Annotated in this window: 18 protein-coding genes; 6 read left to right on the top strand and 12 right to left on the bottom strand. The window is 71.1% G+C overall.

All coding sequences use genetic code 11. The features are described from left to right. Nucleotides 1-262 precede the first annotated feature (262 nt). Entirely contained in the window at nucleotides 263-943 is a 681-nt protein-coding gene (locus tag ACRYJK_RS11230) for a YqaA family protein (protein WP_482667674.1), read from the top strand. On the opposite strand, the gene ACRYJK_RS11225 is transcribed toward ACRYJK_RS11230, so the two are convergent. Further along, nucleotides 940-1,356 carry a VOC family protein gene (locus tag ACRYJK_RS11225; RefSeq protein WP_482667673.1) on the bottom strand — a complete coding sequence of 139 codons (417 nt, stop codon included), beginning with the start codon at nucleotides 1,354-1,356 and terminating at the stop codon, nucleotides 940-942. The two genes, ACRYJK_RS11230 and ACRYJK_RS11225, sit on opposite strands and share 4 nt — an antisense overlap. A 261-nt stretch (nucleotides 1,357-1,617) precedes the next feature. On the opposite strand from ACRYJK_RS11225, the gene lnt reads away from it, so the two are divergent. Both lnt and metK read left to right on the top strand, forming a co-directional pair. Next, nucleotides 1,618-3,228, top strand: a complete 1,611-nt coding sequence (gene lnt / locus ACRYJK_RS11220; protein WP_482667672.1) for an apolipoprotein N-acyltransferase — start codon at nucleotides 1,618-1,620, stop codon at nucleotides 3,226-3,228. A gap of 43 nt (nucleotides 3,229-3,271) precedes the next feature. Beyond that, complete coding sequence (metK, locus tag ACRYJK_RS11215; protein ID WP_482667671.1) at nucleotides 3,272-4,480, top strand: methionine adenosyltransferase; 1,209 nt, start codon at nucleotides 3,272-3,274, stop codon at nucleotides 4,478-4,480. Nucleotides 4,481-4,520: 40 nt separating this feature from the next. On the opposite strand, the gene ACRYJK_RS11210 is transcribed toward metK, so the two are convergent. Further along, the gene (locus ACRYJK_RS11210; RefSeq protein WP_482667670.1) at nucleotides 4,521-5,288 is read right to left on the bottom strand and encodes a sulfite exporter TauE/SafE family protein; all 768 of its coding nucleotides are present in this window, start codon (nucleotides 5,286-5,288) and stop codon (nucleotides 4,521-4,523) included. Between the two features lie 310 nt (nucleotides 5,289-5,598). Between ACRYJK_RS11210 and ACRYJK_RS11205 the strand changes: the two genes are divergently transcribed. Beyond that, nucleotides 5,599-6,006, top strand: a complete 408-nt coding sequence (locus ACRYJK_RS11205; protein ID WP_482667669.1) for a hypothetical protein — start codon at nucleotides 5,599-5,601, stop codon at nucleotides 6,004-6,006. Continuing rightward, nucleotides 6,003-6,473 (top strand): DUF2721 domain-containing protein, encoded by a 471-nt coding sequence (locus ACRYJK_RS11200; RefSeq protein ID WP_482667668.1) that lies wholly within the window; start codon nucleotides 6,003-6,005, stop codon nucleotides 6,471-6,473. The genes ACRYJK_RS11205 and ACRYJK_RS11200 overlap by 4 nt, the downstream gene beginning before the upstream one ends. A gap of 42 nt (nucleotides 6,474-6,515) precedes the next feature. Here the strand turns inward: ACRYJK_RS11200 and ACRYJK_RS11195 are convergent, their stop codons facing one another. After that, nucleotides 6,516-8,189 (bottom strand): amidase, encoded by a 1,674-nt coding sequence (locus ACRYJK_RS11195; RefSeq protein WP_482667667.1) that lies wholly within the window; start codon nucleotides 8,187-8,189, stop codon nucleotides 6,516-6,518. Nucleotides 8,190-8,240: 51 nt separating this feature from the next. Between ACRYJK_RS11195 and ACRYJK_RS11190 the strand changes: the two genes are divergently transcribed. Next, a complete protein-coding gene (locus ACRYJK_RS11190; protein WP_482667666.1) occupies nucleotides 8,241-8,834 on the top strand; it encodes a hypothetical protein in 594 nt (197 codons plus the stop codon). Nucleotides 8,835-8,936: 102 nt separating this feature from the next. Here ACRYJK_RS11190 and ACRYJK_RS11185 read toward each other — a convergent pair whose 3' ends face one another. From ACRYJK_RS11185 to ACRYJK_RS11145, 9 genes are all read right to left on the bottom strand, one after another. After that, a complete protein-coding gene (locus ACRYJK_RS11185) occupies nucleotides 8,937-9,686 on the bottom strand; it encodes an SDR family NAD(P)-dependent oxidoreductase (RefSeq protein WP_482667665.1) in 750 nt (249 codons plus the stop codon). After that, the gene (locus ACRYJK_RS11180) at nucleotides 9,683-10,984 is read right to left on the bottom strand and encodes a UDP-glucose dehydrogenase family protein (RefSeq protein ID WP_482667664.1); all 1,302 of its coding nucleotides are present in this window, start codon (nucleotides 10,982-10,984) and stop codon (nucleotides 9,683-9,685) included. Before ACRYJK_RS11180 ends, ACRYJK_RS11185 begins: the two co-directional genes overlap by 4 nt. A gap of 109 nt (nucleotides 10,985-11,093) precedes the next feature. Beyond that, the gene (locus tag ACRYJK_RS11175) at nucleotides 11,094-12,299 is read right to left on the bottom strand and encodes a PQQ-dependent sugar dehydrogenase (RefSeq protein WP_482667663.1); all 1,206 of its coding nucleotides are present in this window, start codon (nucleotides 12,297-12,299) and stop codon (nucleotides 11,094-11,096) included. 643 nt (nucleotides 12,300-12,942) lie between these two features. Continuing rightward, the gene (locus ACRYJK_RS11170) at nucleotides 12,943-14,064 is read right to left on the bottom strand and encodes an OmpA family protein (RefSeq protein WP_482667662.1); all 1,122 of its coding nucleotides are present in this window, start codon (nucleotides 14,062-14,064) and stop codon (nucleotides 12,943-12,945) included. A gap of 142 nt (nucleotides 14,065-14,206) precedes the next feature. Beyond that, a complete protein-coding gene (locus ACRYJK_RS11165) occupies nucleotides 14,207-14,656 on the bottom strand; it encodes a DUF2793 domain-containing protein (RefSeq protein ID WP_482667661.1) in 450 nt (149 codons plus the stop codon). Between the two features lie 35 nt (nucleotides 14,657-14,691). Beyond that, nucleotides 14,692-16,812: a GTA baseplate fiber-binding domain-containing protein gene (locus tag ACRYJK_RS11160; protein WP_482667660.1), complete on the bottom strand. Its 2,121-nt coding sequence runs from the start codon at nucleotides 16,810-16,812 to the stop codon at nucleotides 14,692-14,694. Nucleotides 16,813-16,870: 58 nt separating this feature from the next. After that, nucleotides 16,871-17,266 carry a peptidoglycan endopeptidase gene (locus ACRYJK_RS11155; RefSeq protein WP_482667659.1) on the bottom strand — a complete coding sequence of 132 codons (396 nt, stop codon included), beginning with the start codon at nucleotides 17,264-17,266 and terminating at the stop codon, nucleotides 16,871-16,873. Further along, nucleotides 17,263-18,069 carry a DUF2163 domain-containing protein gene (locus ACRYJK_RS11150; RefSeq protein ID WP_482667658.1) on the bottom strand — a complete coding sequence of 269 codons (807 nt, stop codon included), beginning with the start codon at nucleotides 18,067-18,069 and terminating at the stop codon, nucleotides 17,263-17,265. Before ACRYJK_RS11150 ends, ACRYJK_RS11155 begins: the two co-directional genes overlap by 4 nt. A 184-nt stretch (nucleotides 18,070-18,253) precedes the next feature. Continuing rightward, a complete protein-coding gene (locus ACRYJK_RS11145) occupies nucleotides 18,254-20,578 on the bottom strand; it encodes a phage distal tail protein, Rcc01695 family (RefSeq protein ID WP_482667657.1) in 2,325 nt (774 codons plus the stop codon). Nucleotides 20,579-20,763 lie beyond the last annotated feature (185 nt).

Here is a 20,763-nt window from a genome sequence, read left to right as displayed (position 1 = left end):
CGGCAGCAGGCCGGCGTGGGACGGGCGCGCTGGCTGGCGCTGGCGGTCCCTGGGTCGGGGCCGCGGGCGGCGCCGCGGTAGCTTGCGCGGCACTGAGGGCGAGCAAAACTAGGGCTTCAAACATGCGCCCAGCTTCATCCATCCACCCAGTCGGGCACAGCCCCCATTTGGGGCGTATCTTGCGCCCCTCGCCTGCCAGGTGGGGAGGGCGAAGCGACACCCCCTAGCCAAGGCCTTCAGCCCCGCCTAAGCGCGCGCGGACATGCTGCGTCGCCTCTACGACTGGACTCTCACCAAATCCTCGCATCCGCACGCCGTCTGGTGGCTGTTCGCGGTGGCGTTCCTCGAATCCAGCATCTTTCCCATCCCGCCGCACCCGCTGCTCGGGCTGATGTGCCTCGCCGAGCCCAAAAAGGCGCTGCGTTACGCCTGGGTGTGCACCATCGCGTCGGTGCTGGGTGGCCTCGTCGGCTATGCCATCGGTTATCTGCTGTTCGAAAGCGTCGGCACCGCGATGCTCGACGCGCTCGGGCTCGCGCAGAGCTTTCCCGCCGCGGCTTGCATGCTGCGCACCTACGGGGCGGAGATCATCATCCTCAAGGGCGCGACGCCGATCCCGTTCAAGCTGATCACCATCACCGCGGGCTTCATCCAGCTCGACCTCGCCACCTTCGTCTGGGCGAGCCTTCTGTCGCGGGCGCTGCTGTTCTTTGGCGTCGGCGTGCTGTTCCGCGTGTTCGGCGCGCCGATCAAGGCGTTCATCGACCGGTACCTCGGCTGGGTGACTGCGGGCTTCATCATCCTCATCGTCGCCGGCTTTGCGCTCGCCGGGCTGCTCGAGGGGCCGGGCGGCGGTCAGGACGGCGCGTGCGAGGCCCCCGCCGCCCGCAGCGCTCCCGCAATGACGCCCACCGCGCCGACGCCAACGCTGCCCGCGCGCTAGGTCGCGAATAGCATCGCGTCGTCGGCAAAGGCTTTGAACTCAAGCGCATTGCCCGCCGGATCGCGCAGAAACATCGTGCGCTGCTCCCCCGGCTGACCGGCAAAGCGCGTCGTCGGCGGGACGCCGAACGCCACCCCCGCAGCGGTCAGCCTCTCCGCCAGCGCATCGAAATCGTCGAGCGCCAGCACTAGCCCGAAGTGCGGGATCGGCACTTGCTGCCCATCGACCGGATTGACGCCCGCATCGCCCCGCCGCTCGACGCGATGGACGACCAGCTGATGCCCGCGAAAGTCGAAATCCACCCAGCGCTCCGACGACCGCCCCTCCGCGCAACCGAGCAATCCGCCGTAAAAGCCACGCGCGGCGGCAAGATCATCGACGGGAATGGCGAGGTGGAACGGGCGCAGGGTCATGCCCCACCCTATCGCTCTCGCACCCCCGCGCGTCCAGGGGAGCGTTGGCACGGCCGCGCCACGCCATCCCATCCCCCCCCCTCCCCCCTTCCGTCATGCTGAACTTGTTTCAGCATCCACGCGGCGGGGCGCTGCACAGGACCCTGAAACAAGTTCAGGGTGACGAGGGGGTTCACGGCGCGGATTTCCACCCCACCCCTCCCGCAGACCGGCGTCGCGCCGGATGGTGGAGCGCGCGCGCCCGCGCTATGTCGCCACGCAATGTCCGCCCCCATCGCCGCAGCGCCGCCCCACCCCCTCGCCCGCCGCCTCGCCGTCGCGTGGGACAGCCCGGCGCGCCGCTGGTTGCCGCCCGCGCTGGGAGCGGCGGCCGCTCTCGGCTTTGCGCCGACCTATCTGTGGCCGCTGACTCTGCTCGCGCTCGCCGGGCTGGTGACCGGCATCGCAAGCGCGAAGTCGCCGGCGTCGGCCTTCTGGCGCGGTTGGGGGTTCGGCGTCGGCATCTTCACCATCGGCAACGGCTGGATCGCCACCGCCTTTACCTTTCAGTCGAACATGCCCGCCTGGCTGGGGATGCTCGCGGTGCCCGCGCTCGCGGTCTATCTCGCGGTCTGGCCCGGGTTCGCCGCGCTGGTCGCCAAGGCCGTCGCCGGCCGCCGCGCGAGCGCGCCTTCCCTGCCGCTGGTGCTCGCCTTCGCCGGGGCGTGGATCGTCGGCGAATGGTTCAGAAGCTGGGTCTTCTCGGGCTTTGCCTGGAATCCCCTCGCCGCGATCGCCCCCGCCGCCGCCGCGCCCGCCGCCATGATCGGCAGCTACGGACAGAGCGGCCTCATCGTTCTCGCCGCCGGCGCGCTCACCCTCCTTGCCACCAACCGCACCGCCGCCATGCGGACCGCACTGGCGTTGCTTGCGGCGTGGGGCGTCGGCGCCGCCTGGCTGGCGCTCAGCCCGACGCTCCCGCCAGGGCCGCAGGTGACGGTGGTGCAGCCCCTCATCGCGCAGGGCGACAAGTGGGACCCGCGCGTCCGCGATGACAATATGCGCCGCCTGCTGCGCCAGAGCGCGCGCCCGGCCTCGCTGCCCGACGCCACGCCGCGGCTCCTGCTGTGGCCCGAAGCGGGCATCACCGACTATATCGAGAGCGGCTACCCCCCGCACTATTACGACATCGCCCCCGACTGGGCGCGGCGCGATGCGACTGCGGCGCTGGAGCGCAACGACTGGCTGCTGTCGGGCGCGCCGCGGCTCGAGACCGACGCGCAGGGGACCCGCGTCATTGGCGCGCGCAACGCGGTGTTCGCGCTTGCGCCGGGCGGGCGGCTGCATCCGCTGCGCTACGACAAGGCGCACCTCGTCCCCTATGGCGAATATCTGCCGATGCGCTCGATGCTGGAGCCGCTCGGCCTTGCGCGGCTGACTCCCGGCGATTTCGACTTCTGGCCGGGTGCGGGCCCGCGCACGCTCGACTGGCCGCTGACCGGCGGGGTCGGCGTGGCGGTCTGTTACGAGATCATCTTTTCGGGCCGTGTGGTCGACCGCGCGCATCGCCCGCGCTGGTTGTTCAATCCTAGCAACGATGCTTGGTTCGGTCCCGCCGGCCCGCCGCAACACCTCGCCCAGGCCCGTCTGCGCGCGATCGAGGAGGGGCTGCCGGTCATTCGCTCCACCCCCACCGGGGTTAGCGCGATCATCGACGCCAGCGGTCGCGTGCTTGCGCGCATCCCGCTCGGCGAAGCGGGGCGGATCGACGGCGCCGTGCCTGGCGCCCGCGCCCCGACGCCGTTCGCCCGTTTCGGCAACGCATTGCCGCTGCTGCTGGCGCTCGTCCTGCTGGTGGCGGCTGCCATTGCATCGCGCCGACCGCGCCGCTAGTGAGCGCGGCACTTAAAGCATTCTTTATATGACGTGAGGCCGCATGCGCTCGGATTATCTCTTCACCTCCGAATCGGTGTCGGAGGGTCACCCGGACAAGGTCGCCGACCAGATCAGCGACGCCATCGTCGACCTGTTTCTCGCCAAGGATCCCGAAGCGCGCGTCGCTTGCGAAACGCTGTGCACGACCGATCGCGTCGTCATCGCCGGTGAAATCCGCGGCCGCGGCATCATGACCGAAGACCGCTGGGCCGATGGCGTCGAGTCCGAGGTCGAGGCCGCCGTTCGCCAGGTGGTAAAGGACATCGGCTACGAGCAGGATCGCTTCCACTGGAACACCTTCTCGTTCGAAAACCATCTGCACGGCCAGTCGGCGGAAATCGCGCAGGGCGTCGATTCTGCCGAAAACAAGGACGAAGGCGCGGGCGATCAGGGCATCATGTTCGGTTTTGCCACCGACGACACGCCCGAACTGATGCCCGCGACGCTCTATTATTCGCACCTCATCCTCGCCGAAATGGCGAAGGACCGCCACTCGGGCGCCGCGCCCTTCCTCGAACCCGACGCCAAGAGCCAGGTGACGCTCCGCTTCGAGAACGGTTGCCCGGTCGCGGCAACCGCGATCGTCGTCTCCACCCAGCACAAGCCCGGCTATCACGAGGGCGACAAGGAGGCGGAGCTTCACGCCTATGTGAAGGACGTCGTCGCGCGCGTGCTGCCCGCCGCGTGGCTGAGCGACGAGACCGTCTATCACATCAACCCGACCGGCCGCTTCGAGATCGGCGGACCCGACGGCGACACCGGGCTCACCGGGCGCAAGATCATCGTTGACACCTATGGCGGCGCCGCGCCGCACGGTGGCGGGGCTTTCTCCGGCAAGGATCCGACCAAGGTCGACCGCAGCGCCGCCTACGCCGCGCGCTATCTTGCCAAGAACATCGTCGCCGCCGGCCTTGCCAGGCGCTGCACGATCCAGCTCGCCTACGCGATCGGCGTCTCTGAGCCGCTGTCGCTCTACGTCGACACCCACGGCACCGGCACGCTCGAGGACAGTGCCATCGAAGACGCGATCATGCGGCTCGAGCTGCTCGGCGGCCTCACCCCGCGCGGCATTCGCGAAGGCCTGTCGCTCAACCGTCCGATCTACCGCCAGACCGCCGCGTACGGCCATTTCGGCCGCAAGGCGGACGGCGATCGCTTCCCGTGGGAGCGCGTCGATCTGGTCGACCGGCTGAAGTCCGCGCTCGCCTGACCCGGATTCGGGGGCGGCGTCGCGTCGCCCCCGACCCCCTTCACACCAGCGCGCGGTAAAGGCCGTAACCGCTCGTCAGCACCAGCACCGTGCCGACCATGCCGAGCATCAGCCGCGCCGGCAGCCGCCCCGCGACGATCGCGCCGACCGGCGCCGCGCAGACCCCCCCGATCAACAGGCCGAGTGTGGCGCCGGCGATATCGGCGATGCCCAGCTGGCTGATGAAGGTCGCCGAAATGGCGAGCGTCAGCAGAAATTCGACCGCGCTCACCGTGCCGACGACTTTGCGCGGTTCCGCCCCCTGCACGAGCAAGTTGGACGTCACCACCGGCCCCCAGCCGCCCCCGCCCGCCGCGTCGAGGAAGCCGCCGATCAGCCCCAGCGGCGCGACGATGCGCGGGTCCTTCACCTCCAGCTTGTGCTTGGCCGCGCGCCACAGCAGGAACAGCCCGATCGTGATCAGGTAAGCGAGCACCAGCGGCTTCACGATCTCCCCCGCCACCTGGCTGACGAGATAGGCCCCCGCCACCCCGCCCACGACGCCGGGCACCAGCAGCCGCAGAAATAGCCGCTTATCGATATTGCGGTGGATGAGGTGGCTGATCCCCGACACGCCGGTGGTGAAAATCTCCACCACATGCACCCGCGCCGAAGCCGTCGCGGGGGGGACCCCCATCACCCCCACCAGCAGCGTCGAGGTGATCACGCCGAACGCCATGCCCAGCGCGCCATCGACCAGCTGCGCGGCAAAGCCGATCGCGATGAATGGCAGCAGCGCCGCCCAGTCGATGCTGGCAAGGTCGATCAAGGCGCCACCGGCCGCGTCATGTTCAACCCGATCCGTATCAATGCCGCTCTCCCACCCGGCTCGCCGATGCGTGCCTCTGGCGCTCCGACCATAAGCGCACAATCCGCATCTACCAGCACCGTTGCGCGCCAAAGCCGCGGGCCACTCACTCACGTCAGTGACCCGGTGAATGACGCTGAACCGAATATGTGGATTGAAGCCCCGCCCGCGCCAACCTATGTGCGCCGCAACATCGCGACCTGCGCGGCGTGACCGAGGCTCATTTCGGCGCGACATGGGCGGGGGCGATGCAACTCCGGAGCTCTCCCCCATGAACAAGACCGTCGTTTCTGCCGGTATCGGTTTCGCGCTCGGCGCGACCGCCCTGCTCGCCTCCCCCGCCCGCGCCGCCGACGATTATCGCTGCGCCGGGCTTGCCGAACAGGCCCGCGCCGCCGTCGCGCAGGTCGCCGACCCGGCCAGTGCGGACCGCCTGCGTCGCCGTGTCGCCACCGGCGATCAACTTTGTGCCGCGCGCGCACGGGGCGAAGCGGCCGACCAGTATCGCGCGGTCCTGCGCAGCACTGGCGTGCGCGAAGTGCGCGCCGACGCGGCCGACCGCCGCGCGGACGCGACGACCGCCGCTCCGGGCGCGAACGGACCGACCGGCGGATGGCGGATGGCGCGGGCCGGGAACTTTGCCCCCCCCCGCGCCGTCCACCTAGCGTTTTCCGCATGATCCCGTCCGAACCCGCCGTCCGCATCGTCGCTCAGACGATCCAGCTCGCGGTGGCGCCGGTATTCCTGCTCGCGGGCATCGGCGCGTTTCTCAACGTTTGCACCGGTCGGCTGGCGCGGGTGATCGACCGCGCCCGCAAGCTCGAAACGCAGATTTTCGACGAAAGCGGTCCTGAACACGACCGTATTCAACGCGAGCTGGCCCGACTCGACCGGCGGATGCGCGTCGTTAATTGGGCGATTTTCCTGACCGTCGCGGCCGCGATCGTCGTCGCCAGCGTGGTCATGCTGCTGTTCGTCGCCGCGCTCACCAAATTCGAGCTCGGCACCGTCATCGCGCTGATGTTCATGGCCGCGATGCTGCTGCTGATCGCCGGGCTCGTCACCTTTCAGGTCGAAGTCCGCCTCGCCGCGCGCACCATCGGCGTGCGCCAGGACGCGCTCGACCACGAGGTCGACGACGACTGACGCCGAGTTTTGTCGCGCCCGCCCCGATCCCCCCCGCACCGTTCACCGTCGCCGCGCGACCGGCGGGGCGGCGCGTTCGGGGGCGAGGCCGGAGCGGAAGGTGGGGCGCGGCCGCATCGGCGCCAGCGCTTCATAGGCGGCGCCCGCCGACAGCAGCTGGGCGTCGCTCCACTTGGCGCCGATGAAGCTCAGCCCGATCGGCATCCCCTCCACCGTCCCCATCGGCACGGTGAGGTGCGGGTAGCCCGCGATCGCCGGCAGCCCGCTCGACGACGGCCCTGCGAAATTGTCGCCGTTGAGGAGGTCGATGCTCCACCCCGGCCCGTTGGTGACGCCGAGGATCATGTCGAGCGGCGCGCCCCCGCCCGCGCGCCCGGACAGCAACCGGTCGAGCCCGGTCGTCGCCAGCCGCACCGCCGTATCGCGGTTGCGGCGATATTCGGCGCTGTCGAGCGCCGGCGACCGCGCCGCCCGCTCGAAACTGTCCTGCCCAAAATACCGCAGCTCGCGCGCGGCCTCCCGCCGGTTGAAGGCGATCACCTCGTCAAGGCTGCGCGGCCCCGGCACCCCCGCCGGACGCGTGCGCAGATATTCGTCCATCGTCCCGCGCAGCTCGCTCATCAGCAGCGCCGTCTCCGCTTCGCCCAGCCCGCGATAGGCGCCCTCTTCGTCGGTCAGCTCGACGATGGTTGCGCCAGCCCCGCGCATCCGGGCGAGCGCGGCATCGAACAGCGCAACGATGTCCGCCCGCCGCCCAAGCGCGCCGCGCACAACGCCGATGCGAAGCCCGCGCAAGCCGTCGGGCCGCAGCCCCGCGGCATAGCCCGCGCCGCGCCGCGCATCAGCCTCGCGGGTGGCGGCGTCGGCGGGGTCGCTTCCCGCGATGGCGTCGAGCACCAGCGCCGCATCGCGCGCCGACAGCGTCATCGGCCCCGCGGTGTCCTGCGTGCCCGAGATCGGCACGACATGCGTGCGGCTGACGAGCCCGACGGTGGGCTTGAACCCGGCGATGCCGTTGACCCCGGCGGGGCAGGTGATCGACCCGTTGGTTTCCGTTCCGATCGCCGCCAGCGCGAGCCCCGCCGCGACCCCCGCGCCGCTGCCCGAGGACGAGCCGCAGGCGGTGCGCGACAGGTCATGCGGGTTGCGCGTCAGCCCGCCCACCGCGCTCCACCCGCTCGACGAGTTTTCGGAGCGGATGTTGGCCCATTCGGAGAGGTTCGCCTTGCCGAGGATCACCGCGCCCGCCGCCCGCAGCCGCGCCACCAGCGGCGCATCGCGGTTGGTGACGTTCTGCGCGAGCGCGAGGCTCCCCGCCGTCGTCGGCAGCGGCCCGGCGACTTCGATATTGTCCTTGATCAGCACTGGCACGCCATGCAGCGGCCCGCGCACGCGACCTGCGCGCCGTTCGGCGTCGAGCCGCCGCGCCTGCGTGATGGCATCGGGGCTGACCGCGATCACCGCGTTGATCTGCCCTTCGATGCGCGGGTCGGCGATGCGCGCGAGCGCCCCGCGCACGATCGCCTCCGACGTCAGCGTGCGCGCCGCCATCGCCCGCCCCGCCTCATACACCGGATCGCGCCGGTCGATCAGCGCGGCATAGCTGCGCGCCGGCGCAAGCGGCACGTCGGCGGTTTGTGGAGCACGCGTCTGGGCAGCGGCGCTCATCGGGATAAGGCTGGCACAGGCGGCGATGGCGATCAGTACCTGGCGCATCGCGCGAGGCTAGCAACCCGGTTTGGCAGCGCAAGCGTTTTCGGGGAGGGCTTGGTAATCACCTCCGGTCGGTCCGGTCCCACCTACCGCGTTACCAGTCCGCCGAACATTTCAACGGTCGACCTGACGTTCACACAGCAGGATCGCAACACGGCCAACACACTGGTCGAATCCTTCCGACGCACATCGCCGACGGGGGAGATCGATCGTCTGGTCATCGACGACCGCGCCTATGCGGGACTCCGCTTCGACTATGTGCGCGCAGCCACCCTGTTTGCCGCGTCGTCCAGACCGAGGTTGGAAGCGGCGTGTGTGTTTGGCGTGCCGACACGGCTCACAGACCGCCTACCGGCACAGATCGTCCAGTGGGGCACGTCGACCTTCATCACCAATCACGTGATGCAGCAGGCGGCGACTCCAACGTTCACCGATCTCGAAGCGAGCAAAGTGACCATGCAGGCCGATCCGGCCACCGGCGAAGTCACCGTGGCCGTCGATCTGATCGGCCGCCTGCGGAGATCGGACGGCACCTATGCCGAGGAAAGGTTGGGAACGCTCCGCGGGTCCGACAAGCTCGATGGCAACACCGCATCCTTCGACGGCGTGATCTCCGGCGGACGCATATCGGGCCGCTTCGGGGGTTAGTTTTTCGGCCCGCAGGGGATCGAAGCAGTTCGCGTTGAACTTCTCCGGCACCACGCCGAACGGAACTTACTTCGAAGCCGACGGGGTGGCCCTCCTCAAACGCTAGCCGCGCTCCACCGCGAAGCCCGCGAAGCTCTGTCGCGTCGGCATCAGCTCGATGGTGTTGATGTTGAGGTGCGGCGGCAGCGCGGCGATCCAGCCGATCGTCTCGGCGATGTCGGCGGCAGTCATCGGCTCGGCGCCGGCATAGAGCGCGTCCGACGCCGCCTGGTCGCCGCCGGTGCGCACCAGCGTGAACTCGGTCTCGACCATGCCCGGCTCGACCGAGGTCACGCGCACGCCGGTTCCGGCGAGATCACTCCTGAGGCCGAGCGCGAACTGGCGCACGAACGCCTTGGTCCCGCCGTACACATTGCCGCCGCGATAGGGGTAGGTCGCCGCCACCGATGACAGCAGCACGACGCCCCCGCGCCGCTCGATCAGCGTGGGCAGCAGCGCGTGGACGATCGCGGCAAGGCCGGTGATGTTGGTGTCGATCATCGTCCGCCAGTTGCCGAACTCCGCCGCCTGCGCGACCGCGGTGCCGAGCGCCAGCCCCGCGTTGGCGACCAGCAGGTCGATGGCGCGAAACCGCTCGGGCAGCAGGTCGAGCGCGCCCGCGCAGGCATCGCAGTCCGCCGCGTCGAGCCGCAGCGGATGGACCGCGTCGCCATGCGCCGCGGCCAGCGCGTCGAGCCGCTCCTGCCGCCGCCCGGTCGCCACCACCTGCCAGCCGTCGGCCACCAGCCGGTCGACGCAGGCGCGCCCGATTCCCGCAGTGGCGCCGGTGACGAACGCCGTCTTCACGCTCATCGCCCCACACCCGTGTAGTGCCAGCCCGCGGCCTCAAGCTCGGCGCGCGGATAGACGTTGCGAAGGTCGACCATGATCGGCGCCTTCAGCAGCCCCTTGGCGCGGTCGAGGTCGAGCGCGCGGAAGGCGTCCCACTCGGTCACCAGCACCACCGCGTCCGCGCCCTCCATCGCCGCATAGGGGCCGTCGCAATAGGCGACGTTGTCGAGCACCGCCTTCGCCGCCTCCATCCCCTCGGGGTCGTAAGCGCGCACCGTCGCGCCCGCGTCCTGCAGCGTCTGCACGATGGCGATCGCCGGCGAATCGCGCATGTCGTCGGTGTTGGGCTTGAACGTGAGGCCGAGCACCGCGACGGTTTTCCCCGCGATGTCGTCGCCCATCGCGTGGATCACCTTGCGCCCCATCGCGCGTTTGCGCGCGTCGTTGACGCTGACCACGGTCTCCACGATCCGCTGCGGTGCCTCGAAATCCTGCGCGGTCTTGAGCAGCGCCAGCGTGTCCTTGGGAAAGCAGCTCCCGCCATAGCCCGGCCCGGCGTGGAGGAATTTGCTGCCGATGCGGTTGTCGAGCCCGATGCCGCGCGCGACCTCCTGCACGTCGGCGCCGACTTTCTCGCACAGGTCGGCGATCTCGTTGATGAAGCTGATCTTCACCGCGAGGAAGGCGTTGGCGGCATATTTGGTGAGCTCCGCGCCGCGACGGCTCATTTCGATGATCGGCGCCTTGTTGAGCGTCAGCGGGCGATAGACCTGTCGCATGACCTCCAGCGCGCGCGGCTCGTCGCCGCCGATGACGATGCGGTCGGGGTGCTTAAAATCGCCGATGGCCGCGCCTTCGCGGAGGAATTCGGGGTTGGACACGACGGCGACGTCGGCATGCGGGTTCACCTCTTTCAGGATACGCTCGACCTTGTCGCCGGTGCCGACGGGCACGGTCGATTTGTTGACGACCACGGTGAAGCCTTCGAGGGCCGCCCCGATCTCCCGCGCCGCCGCCTCGACATAGCTGAGATCGGCGTGCCCGTCGCCGCGCCGGGAGGGCGTGCCGACGGCGATGAACACCGCGTCCGCATCGCGCACCGCGGGTGCCAGATCGGTGGTGAAGGCGAGCCGCCCGGCGCGCACATTGCTCGCCACCAGCGCATCCAGCCCCGGCTCGTAGATCGGCATCCGCCCGGCGAGCAGGGCGTCGATCTTGCCCTGATCCTTGTCGACGCACACGACGTCGTGCCCGAAATCGGCAAAGCAGGCGCCCGAAACGAGCCCGACATAGCCCGAGCCGATCATCGCAATCTTCATGAACTCTCGTTCCTCAACGACCGGCCGCCGCCGGTGGGCTTCGCGCTATAAGCGACCCGCGCGCATCATGCACGTGGGGTCCGCGAGAGGCGCGCCGCGCGAAGCTCGGTTAACCGCGCGGCGCCAGCCGGAACAGCCGGCCCTGCCCGCGATTGCCGCCATCCTCGACGAGGTAGAGTGTCCCGTCGCTCGCCTCGCCGATCGCGCGGATGCGCATGTCGAGGTTCCAGCGCGCCACCTGTCGCGCCTGATCGCCATCGAACGCGACCTGCACCAAGCCGGTCCCGCCGAGCGCGCCGATCAGCGCGGTGCCCTGCCAGCCCCGCATCGCCTGCCCGCGCACGATGTGCAGCGATCCTGGCGAGATGGCCGGGTTCCACCACAGCGCCGGGGCCGCAAAGCCGTCGCCTTCGCGATGGTCGGGGATGACCCGGCCGTCATAATGATCGCCGTTGGAAGCCAGCGGATAGCCATAGTTGGCGCCGCGCCGGATCAGGTTCAGCTCGTCCCCGCCCTGCGGCCCCATCTCCAGCACCCACAGCCGCTGCCCGGTGAACGCCAGCCCGAGCGGGTTGCGATGCCCGGTCGACCAGAGCTGCGCGGTCACCCCGCCCTCCCGCGCAAAGGGGTTGTCCGCCGGCACGCTGCCGTCGCGATTAAGCCGGACGACCTTGCCGAGATTGCTCGCGCGGTCCTGCGCCGGATCGAACTTCTGCCGTTCGCCCGAACTGATGTAGAGCTTGCCGTCGGGACCGAAGGCGATGCGGTGGCCATAATGGCCCGCGCCGGTCACGAACGGGACCTGTCGCCACACTTCAGTCAGGCCGGTGATGCGGCTCATGTCCGCGCTGAGCGTGGCGTGACCGACCACCGCACCGCGGGTCTGGCCTTCGCCCGCCGCCGCCCAGCTCAGCCACACGCGGCGATTGGTCGCGAAATCGGGGTCGAGCACGACATCGCCGAGCCCGCCCTGCCCCGCGGCCGCAACACGCGGCGCGCCCGCGACCTCGCGCGCCGCCCCGCCGGGGCGCCACCACATCAACCGCCCGCCCTTTTGCGTGACCAGCGCGCCATTGTCGCCGGGGAGGAAGGCAATCGCCCACGGATCGCTGAACCGGGCGACCTCGGTCAGGGTGAATGGCGCCGCGGTCAGCGCCGCGCCCTCGATGCTCCCGGCGTTGCCGCCCCAGGACGCGCCCCTCGCCCCATCCTCCGCACCGCTGTGGTTCGAGCCGGACGCCGCGCCACCGTTGGGGGTGCAGCCGACGGACATGGCGGCGGCAGCGATCAGGGGCAGGACGTAGCGCGGGCGCATCAAGCAGATCTCCAGGCAAATTGCGGTGAGCTAAAAGACATATTGCGTGCCTCCGCCCCACATCGCAACCGCTGGCGATCGACTGGATGGCCCCACGCGCAGTCCTGCCGGCGCGGCGCGCCCGACCGCACGCCCGCACGCCCGCACGCCCGCACGCCCGCACGCCCGCACGCCCGCACGCCGCGAACGCCGACACGCCGACACGCCGACACACCGCAAATACCGCCACGCTGACAAAGCAGATGACCAATCCGACGGTTAAGAACCTAACCGTCACCCTGAACTTGTTTCAGGGTCCACGCGACACGCGCCGCCGGGTGACACTGAATCGGCTCGCCACGACGAGAAACGGATCACAGCAAAACCGAACCGCCGAACAGCATCGTCGCTGACCGACATCTAACGCACCCGAAGTCGTTCGACGCGGGAACACTGCCCAATCCCACCGCCCGAACCTCGAAAGAGTGACGCTCCGGCTCCCCAATCCCGCTGGGCCAGCCCCTCGTCACCCTCAACTCATTTAAGGCACCAGCCCGCCCAGCCGGACGCGCGCCACGATCAAATCCACGCACCCCGGACACACGAAAAAAGGGCGGCCCCGCAGGACCGCCCTTCTTCGTTCCAGCTCTCGCCGGAAGTCGGCTTACATGCCCGAGTTCGGACCGTAAGTGACTTCGACGCGGCGGTTCTGGTCGTTGCGCACGCCGTCCGGGGTCGGGACGCGGTTGACCGTTTCACCGAACGAACGGGTGGTGATCGAACCGGCCGACACGCCACGCGACGACATGTACGACGCGACGTTGTTGGCACGACGCTGGGCGAGACCGACGTTGTACGTGGCCGAACCCGAACGGTCCGCGTGACCCGCAACCATCACCTGCGTGTTGTTGCAGTTGGCGTAGGCCGACACGGCGTTGTCGAGCGTCGCCGCTGCTTCAGCCGTGATGTTGTCGCGATCCCAGTCGAAGAACACGATGTACGGACCCGTGTTGCACTGGACGACGGGCGGCAGGGGAGCCGGCGGCGGCGGGGGCGGCGGGGGCGGCGGGGGCGGCGGAGCAACCACAGCCGGCGGCGGCGGCGGAAGATCCGGCGCGCCGAAGTTGAACGTCACCGTGCCCATCAGCGAGTGCGAACGGAAGCGCGTGTCGATGGCGCGACCCAGGCGATCGTTCAGCTGGATGTCGTCCGCGTTGAAGAAGCGGTAGCGCAGGCCGACGTCGGCGTTCGGGCCGATCGGAGCGCGCACGCCGGCGATCGCCTGCCAGGCGAAACCGGTGTCCGAATCATCGAGGAACGTCGGGTTCGCGAGCACCGCGAAGTGCTTCACGCGGGCAATACCCGCACCGGCGCCGACATAGCCCTGAAGGCCATCATCCGGGCCGAAGTCGAGCATGCCGTTGAGCATAAACGACAGCGCGCTCGAATAGCCGCCGAGGTCATAGGTGCCGAGCTGGGTGCCGGTTCCGGTGCCGCTGGTGATGCCACCGGCGCTGAAGGTGCCGTCCGTGACGTTCGCTTCGCGGTAGCTGGCTTCGACTTCCGCGCGGAACGCGCCGAAATCATAACCAACGAAACCACCGAAGTCATAGCCCGGATCGTGATTGATAGTGGCGGCGTTCTGCAGCGCGCCGACGTTGAGGCTCAGGTCCTCAACAATCATCACGCCACCTTCGGCACCCACGTACCAGGCGTTGTCCCGCGCAAGCGCAGGCGTCGCCAGGGCCGTGGAGGCAAGTGCCATCGCAACGGCTAGCTTCCTCATAGGAAATCCCCTTAGTCAGTGAACGATTGAACGCTCGCATAAACATCTATCGATCGAATGGTTGCGGAGCAAGGGACGTGACCGCACGAGAAACTTGCGACTGTTGCCTTCATGCAACGGTGCCGTGACCGGCGCGACGGCCTCAGTCGAGCCGGATCAGCCCGGCCCCTGCCATCGCCTGAGCGAGGATCGACAGGGCCCCGCGCGCGCCGATGTCCTGCACCTCCCCGGCAGCGGGAGCCGGCGGCGCGGTGTAGAGCGGCGGGCGCTGCCACCCGCTCGAACCGCGCGTCCAGCGCAGACCGTCGGCAGCGGGGAGCGTCGTCCCCACCGGCAGCTGGGCAAACCGCCACCCCCCGGCGATCCGCAGCGCCAGCGCGCCCGCCTGCCCGGCGAAGCCGCCGCTCGGTGCGCCCCCGACGCACCAGCTCTGCCCGGGTTCGGCGGCGGCGGGCGGGGCGTCCACGACGCCTTCGACCCGCGGCACGAGCAACGCGTCGATCGTCGCCAGCGCGTCGTTGACGGTCACCTCCTTCTGCGCCTGCCCGGGGACGAGCAGCGGCAGCGACAGGCGGGGGGTGGTGTCGGTCATGAGGTCAAATCCTTTTCTGCAATATCACGAGCGTGTCAGAGGCGCAGCGTCCGGCTGGCGGGCGCCGATTGTCCGCGCGAATCGGTCTGGCGGACGGTCAGGCGGAGCGGCCCGCGGGCGCGCTGATCGGCCACCGCCGCCGCGCCGAGCCGCAGCTCGTGTCCATCGACCGGCAGCGGCGCTGCGTCGCCGAGCGTGACCAGCCAGCCCACCGCCCCGCCTTCAAGCGCCGCCTCATCCGCGCCCCAGCCGAACCCGGCGCGCGACCGCCGCGTCCAGCGCAGCACCGCCCCGCCATCGTCGAGCGCCTCCGCGCGCAGATGCACCGGCGCCAGCGGCAGGTTGTGCGCCTCGCCGCTTGCGCCCACCTCGCGGGCAACCTCCGCGCTGCCCCAGCGTCGCAGGACGAGGGCACTGGCGCCGCCCACCGCCCCCGGCGCATCTCCGATCGGCAGCGCCACCAGCGCCGCGTCCTGCACCAGCAGCACGCCGGCGCCAGGCTGGTCGGCTTCGGTGGCGAAGCGCCCGCGCAGCAACCGTGTCAGCCGCCAGCGCTGCTCGCCCAGCGGCGTCGCCACCCCGAACTGGAGCAGCTCGCCGTCGCAGGCCATCAGGTTCGCGCCGCCCAGCAACGCCGCATCGTCGGCGCCGGTCAGCGCCATATGCTCGCCCGCCAGCTCGACCTCGACCGCGCTGTCGTCGTCCCAGCCGAGCGTTGTCGCTGGCGTCGGCAGCGTGACGACGCGCCCGACCACCGCGGCGGCGGCAACCGCCCCGACCCCGGTTTCGAGCGCGCCCGGCGACGCTACCAGCGCGAGCTCCCCCTGCCGCCAGCCCGCGCCGCTGCCCGCCGCCGCGACCAGCAGCCGGGGCGCGTCCGCCGCGCCGACCCCGGCGGGCACGCGCACCATCGCCAGCACGCCTTCGCCAGCGCTCGCATCGGGCGCCTGCCACGGCGTGCCGGGATCGGCGGGAAGCGTGCGCGCCGGCACGGGCAGCGGCGGATGTTCGAGCAGCAGTTCGACGCCGTCGCCCTCGACGTTGCGCTCGCGCACATGGCGCAGCGACCCGTCGGACAGGCGCACCGCCCGCCCCGGCGCCAGCGCCAGCGCGGCAAAGCCCTGCGGCCAGCGTTCGGTGGGCGCGTTCGTGCCGGCCCGCGCCGCCTCGCCCTCTACCAGCGCCTGCGCCGTGCCGAGCGGCATCGCCGCGGGCAGCGCGATCCGGCGCGGCGCGCCCTCGCCGCCGACCACCGGCGCACTCGCCCGCGCCGCCTGATAATCGCGCGCCGGCTCGTACACGTCGACGCTCAGCGCGCGCGGACGCGCCGGAGCGCCGCTCGTGCGCCGCACCACCGTCCCCGCCGCCTCGCTCAGCGAGACCGGCGCGCGCGCGTCCGCCCCGATCCGCCAGCCGGCGCCAGCCGCTCGTTCCAGCGGCGCGAACGGCGCGATCAGCTCGGCATGGGCGGACAGGTCGGGGTCGGTCAGCGCGAGGCCCTGCACCGCCGGCGCGTCCGCATCCGCAGCGCCCAACCGCTCGACCAGCGGCGTCGCCAGCGTCGGCGCGTCACCCTCGCCTTCCATCTCGAACGTCAGCGACGGCAGCCGATTGCCGAACGGCCCGAGCGCCAGATCCTCGAGCACGACATAAGCGATGCCGCGATAGGCCGGGCACGCCGCCACACCCACCGCTGCGGCGATCAGCGGGTCGACCGCCTGATCCTCGTGACCGTGATGCAAGCGCAGCGTCACCGGACTTGTCGCCTGCCCGTCCGCGCCGACCAGCAGCTGCCCCTCCGCCCACACGCGCCGCACCGCCGCGACCGGCCGCGACGACAGCGCCACCGCGATCGAGATGCTGTAACGGTAATCGACCTGCGACGCGCGCCCCTTGCCGCCGCTCGACTGCTCGCGCCGCTCGGCGATCTCGCTCGCCCAGATGACCGTCCCCGACACCCGCATCCGCCCCCAGATGGCGGGGATGGGCGTGCCGTAGCTCGACGTCTGCACCCGCAGCTCGTCGAGCCGCGGCCCTTCGCGGGCGGGCGGAGCGAACAGCCGCCCGTCCACCGCGCGCCCCAGCATCGCCCCGATCGCGCCGCCGACCGGCCCGCCGATCAGGCTCCCCACCGTGCCCAGCACCAGCGTCGCCATGCCTCGTATCTCCTATCAAAAACCCCCTCCCCCTTGCGGGGAGGGGGAAGCGGTTGCGTCACGCCCCCACCCGCCAGGCCTCCAGCTCAGGCGGGGCCGCGCCCGGCGTCAGCACCACCCGCCGCAGCGACGCGTGCGCTTCGACCCGCCCGCCGGGCACCCCGACGGCACAGTGAAACCGCCCCGGCACCAGTTCGCCCAGCAGCACATCGCCGCTCGCCGCCTCGGGCACGCACACGAGCCCGTGCGTCGCCGCCAGCGCCCGCGCCGCCGCGAGCCCCGGCCCGCCAAAGCGCTGGCGCGGCGGCACCTCCGCGCGCACCCCCGCCGCTTCGAGCGCAGCCAGCACCACGCCGATGCAATCCAGCCCATGCGCCGCGTCGCGTCCGTTGAGGCGAAAGCGCGCGCCGACCAGCGCCAGCGCCGCGTGGGCGGCCCGCTCCCCCCGGCTCATGCCCCCGGAAACCGCGTCAGCAGGTCGATCCCCGGCAGATGCGGTTCGCCGCGAAAATTGGCGATGTTGGCAAAGCGCGTGCTGCACGTCGCCGCGGTGCGGTCGCAGCCTTCGCTCACCCGCACCGCATCGCCAGGCGCCAGCCCGGACAGCGCGCCGCTCAGCCACAGCCGAGCGCCCTCCTGCGCCACCACTCGCGCGGCCAGCCCGCGCGCCCGCCCGCTGAGCACCGTCAGCCGCCCGTGCGTGAGTCCCTCGGGCACCGCCCCGCCGAGCGTCACCGCCAGCCCATCGACCACCGCCACCGACAGCCGATGCGTCCGCGGCGCCAGGTCCACCCGGCACAGCGCATCGCCCAGCTCCGCTCGGCACCCGCTCGCGGTCAGCGGCACCGCGGGCGCATCGAGCGCCGCACGATCCGCGTCGAGCTCGGCGGTGAAGCTCGCGCCCTCAGTCGTCACCGCGCCCACCACCGCGTCGAGGATCCGCAGCGGGGCAGCGTCCGCATCGCTCCAGTCGGCCACGAACAGCGTCGCCGCCGCCCCGCTCCAGCGCCCCGCGACGAGGTCGCCCGCGGCGATCGCCGCGCTCGCCAGCGCGCCCTCGACATCGAGGCTGTCCCCCGCGAAGCCGCGCCGCTGGCGGAGGGCGGAGGGCTTGATTCCCGGCTCGGGGCGATAGGTCAGCCCGCCGAAGTGCAGCGGCGCATCGTGCGTCGTCATCCCCAGCACGACGCCATCCCCCCGCGCCAGCCGCCAGCACCAGGCAAGATGCACCAACGGCGCGGAAAGCCATGCGGTCATCGTTCGATCCCTTTCTCTCACCCCCTCCCCCTTGTGGGGAGGGGTAGGGGTGGGGGTCCTGCTCGCGTCCGCGAGCAGAAGAGACTCTTGGTCAGCGCCGCAGGCCTTATCGAGCCGCAGACGCGGCTCGGCCCCCACCCCCGGCCCCTCCCCACAAGGGGGAGGGGAGAAGTCCTTCAACCGTTCACTCGCGCACCTCGACTAGCCGCACCGCCGGGATCGCGCCCGCGAGGAAGGTCGCGCGGCTGACCTCCAGCCGGTCCTCCGCGAACCGCACCGGCACGTCGAACGCGAACGCCGCGCGCACCTCCACCCCCGCAGAGGGCGCCACCGCGAACGCAACCGTGCCCCGCTCCCCCAGCACCCAGCCGTCCTCCTGCTCGACCCCGCCAAGCCACACTCGCACGCTCGACCCCACCGGCCGCGTGATCCGCCGCGCGACGTCGCCGGGGTAATGCTTCACGAGCGCGAAGTCCGTGCGCACCCCGTCGCCGGCGCCCAGCACCTCCCCCGCCGCCGCGCTCTCCGCATCGAGCGGGTCGCGAAAGCGGAACGCCTGCGCCGGCCCCCGCCGCGCGCGGTAAAATGCGACCAGCGCCGCTACGTCCGCCTCGTCGCGCACCCCTGCGCCGACATCGAAGCTCAACCGCGGCGCGTCCCATTCGACCCCGCGCTGCTCCGCCCCCGACCGACCGGTGACGATCGCAGTGGAGAATTCGGTGGTGACGCTCGCCTCGCGCCCGAGCGCCAGCGGAAAATCGACATCGGCAAAGGGCAGCACATCATCCTCCAGCGTCGGATCGGGATCGGGCGGAGCCCATGCGGTAAAGCCGTCGCGCGCCACCTGCGGCAGCGCCCAGACGATCGTCGCCGCGACCCCGCGCGCTTCGGCCCGCGCCGCCGCCTCCTCGATCGCCGCCCATTGGTCGGCATCCTCGCCGCGGAGCACGAAGCCCGCGAAATAATGCTGCCGCGCCGGCGGGTAGCCGAGCCGCGCCTCCGCCGCCGCAATATTGGCCGCACTCGCGCCAAAGCGCCCCAGCGCCGCATCGTCATAATCCTCGAGCTGCAACACATCGAACGCCGGGCTCGTCCAACCCACCGGCAGGTTCGCGCGCACCAGCTCCGGCCGCCGCGCATCGACGACGCTGGGGAGGTAGGCGAGCAGGTGCGTCTCCACCGCCGCCGGCGCCACCGCCGCCTTCGCCGCGTCGAGCACCGCCCGCGTCGCTTCGCTCAGCAGCACGCCCAGCTGGTCGAGCATCGCGATCTGCGCGGCGCTCATCGGCGCCGACAGGTCCTCGATCGGCACCAGCGCCTCCGCCAGCACCGCCCGCGTCGCGGCATCATAGGCACACAGCGCGCCCGTCTGCGGCTGCACCCACCACCACGGCTCGCCCACCTGCAACTTCACGCTGAGCCCCGCATCGCGCGCGATCCGCGCGAGCGACGCCATCACCCGCCCTAGCCACGCCACCGTGTCCGGGTTGGCGGGGGAAAGCAGCGCCGACGGCGGCTCCCACACGGTCAGCGCCGGCGCCCCATCGGCCGCGCGCTGCATCCATTCCGCCGGGCACATCGCAGCAAACAGCTCGAAGCTCAGCGAGAAAATGACCTCCCGCCCGCGCGCCGCGGCTTCCTGCGCGAACGCGACGTGCCACGCCCGCGCCGGGCCGCTCAGCACTTCGCCCTCGCCCCCGCCGAGCCACGCCGCACCCGCCCGCGCCAGCGCCGGAAAGTGGCTCATGCCGACATAATGCACCGTCGGCCCGTCGTAGCCGAGCGCCTCGATCATCCCCCACACCCGCGCGGGGGTGAGGTGGTAGAGGTCGTCATAGCCGGTCGCGATCCCGCGCGCCGACGCCGGCACCAGCGCATCGCCGCGCTTCAGCACCGACCCCGCCCCGTCGCAGGCGAGTCCCGACAATTCCACCCAGCCCTCGTGCGGCCGCGTCGCGAAGTCGGCGTGCCGTGGCGGGGTCAGGCTGACGAACATTCGGTCGATGTCGCCCGCGAGCAGCGGCTCCGCCTCGTCGGGATGCAGGAACCCACCCGCGAGCGCATCGAAATCGAGCGTCACCCGCGCATCCTCGGGCGCGCCGCTCGCATAATTCCACAGCCGCACATACCAGGTCCGCGCCGCCCCTGCGGCATCGCGCCCCTCGATCGTCAGCACCGGCCCATTGCGCTCATCGAGCGGCGTCACCCCGCTCGAGCGCCAGCGAAAGCTGAGCACGCACCCCCGATAATTGCGCGACGTCGCCCGCGCGGTCAGCGGATGGTCCCACCGATCGACACTCTCCCAGATCAGCCCGATCAGCTCGTCCGGGGAGGTAAACGCCGCGTCGACCCGCAGCGCATCCGCCGCGGTCGTCACCACGCTCGCCATCGCCGGCCGAGGGAAATCGACCGTCCACCCCTCCGCCGCAAAACGCTTCACGTCGCGCACCGCCCGCACACGATCGAGCGCCGGGTCCACGCCCTCACGCGCCGCCAGATACCAAGGCATAACGTCTCCTCTTCTTCCCCTCTCCCCCGGGGAGAGGGGCCGGGGGTGAGGGGGCGAGCCACAAGGCAAAGCCAGTCCCCAGACAAATATCCCCCTCCCCCTTGTGGGGAGGGGCAGGGGTGGGGGCCCGCTCGCGTCTGCGAGCGGAGGAGACCCATCGCGACATCGCGCCGCAGATCCTCCCG

It is taken from the genome of Sphingomonas sp. BLHR8 (genome assembly GCF_056821725.1).
Note: the sequence above shows the minus strand (reverse complement) of the source record. Positions and strands in the feature narration are given on the sequence as shown.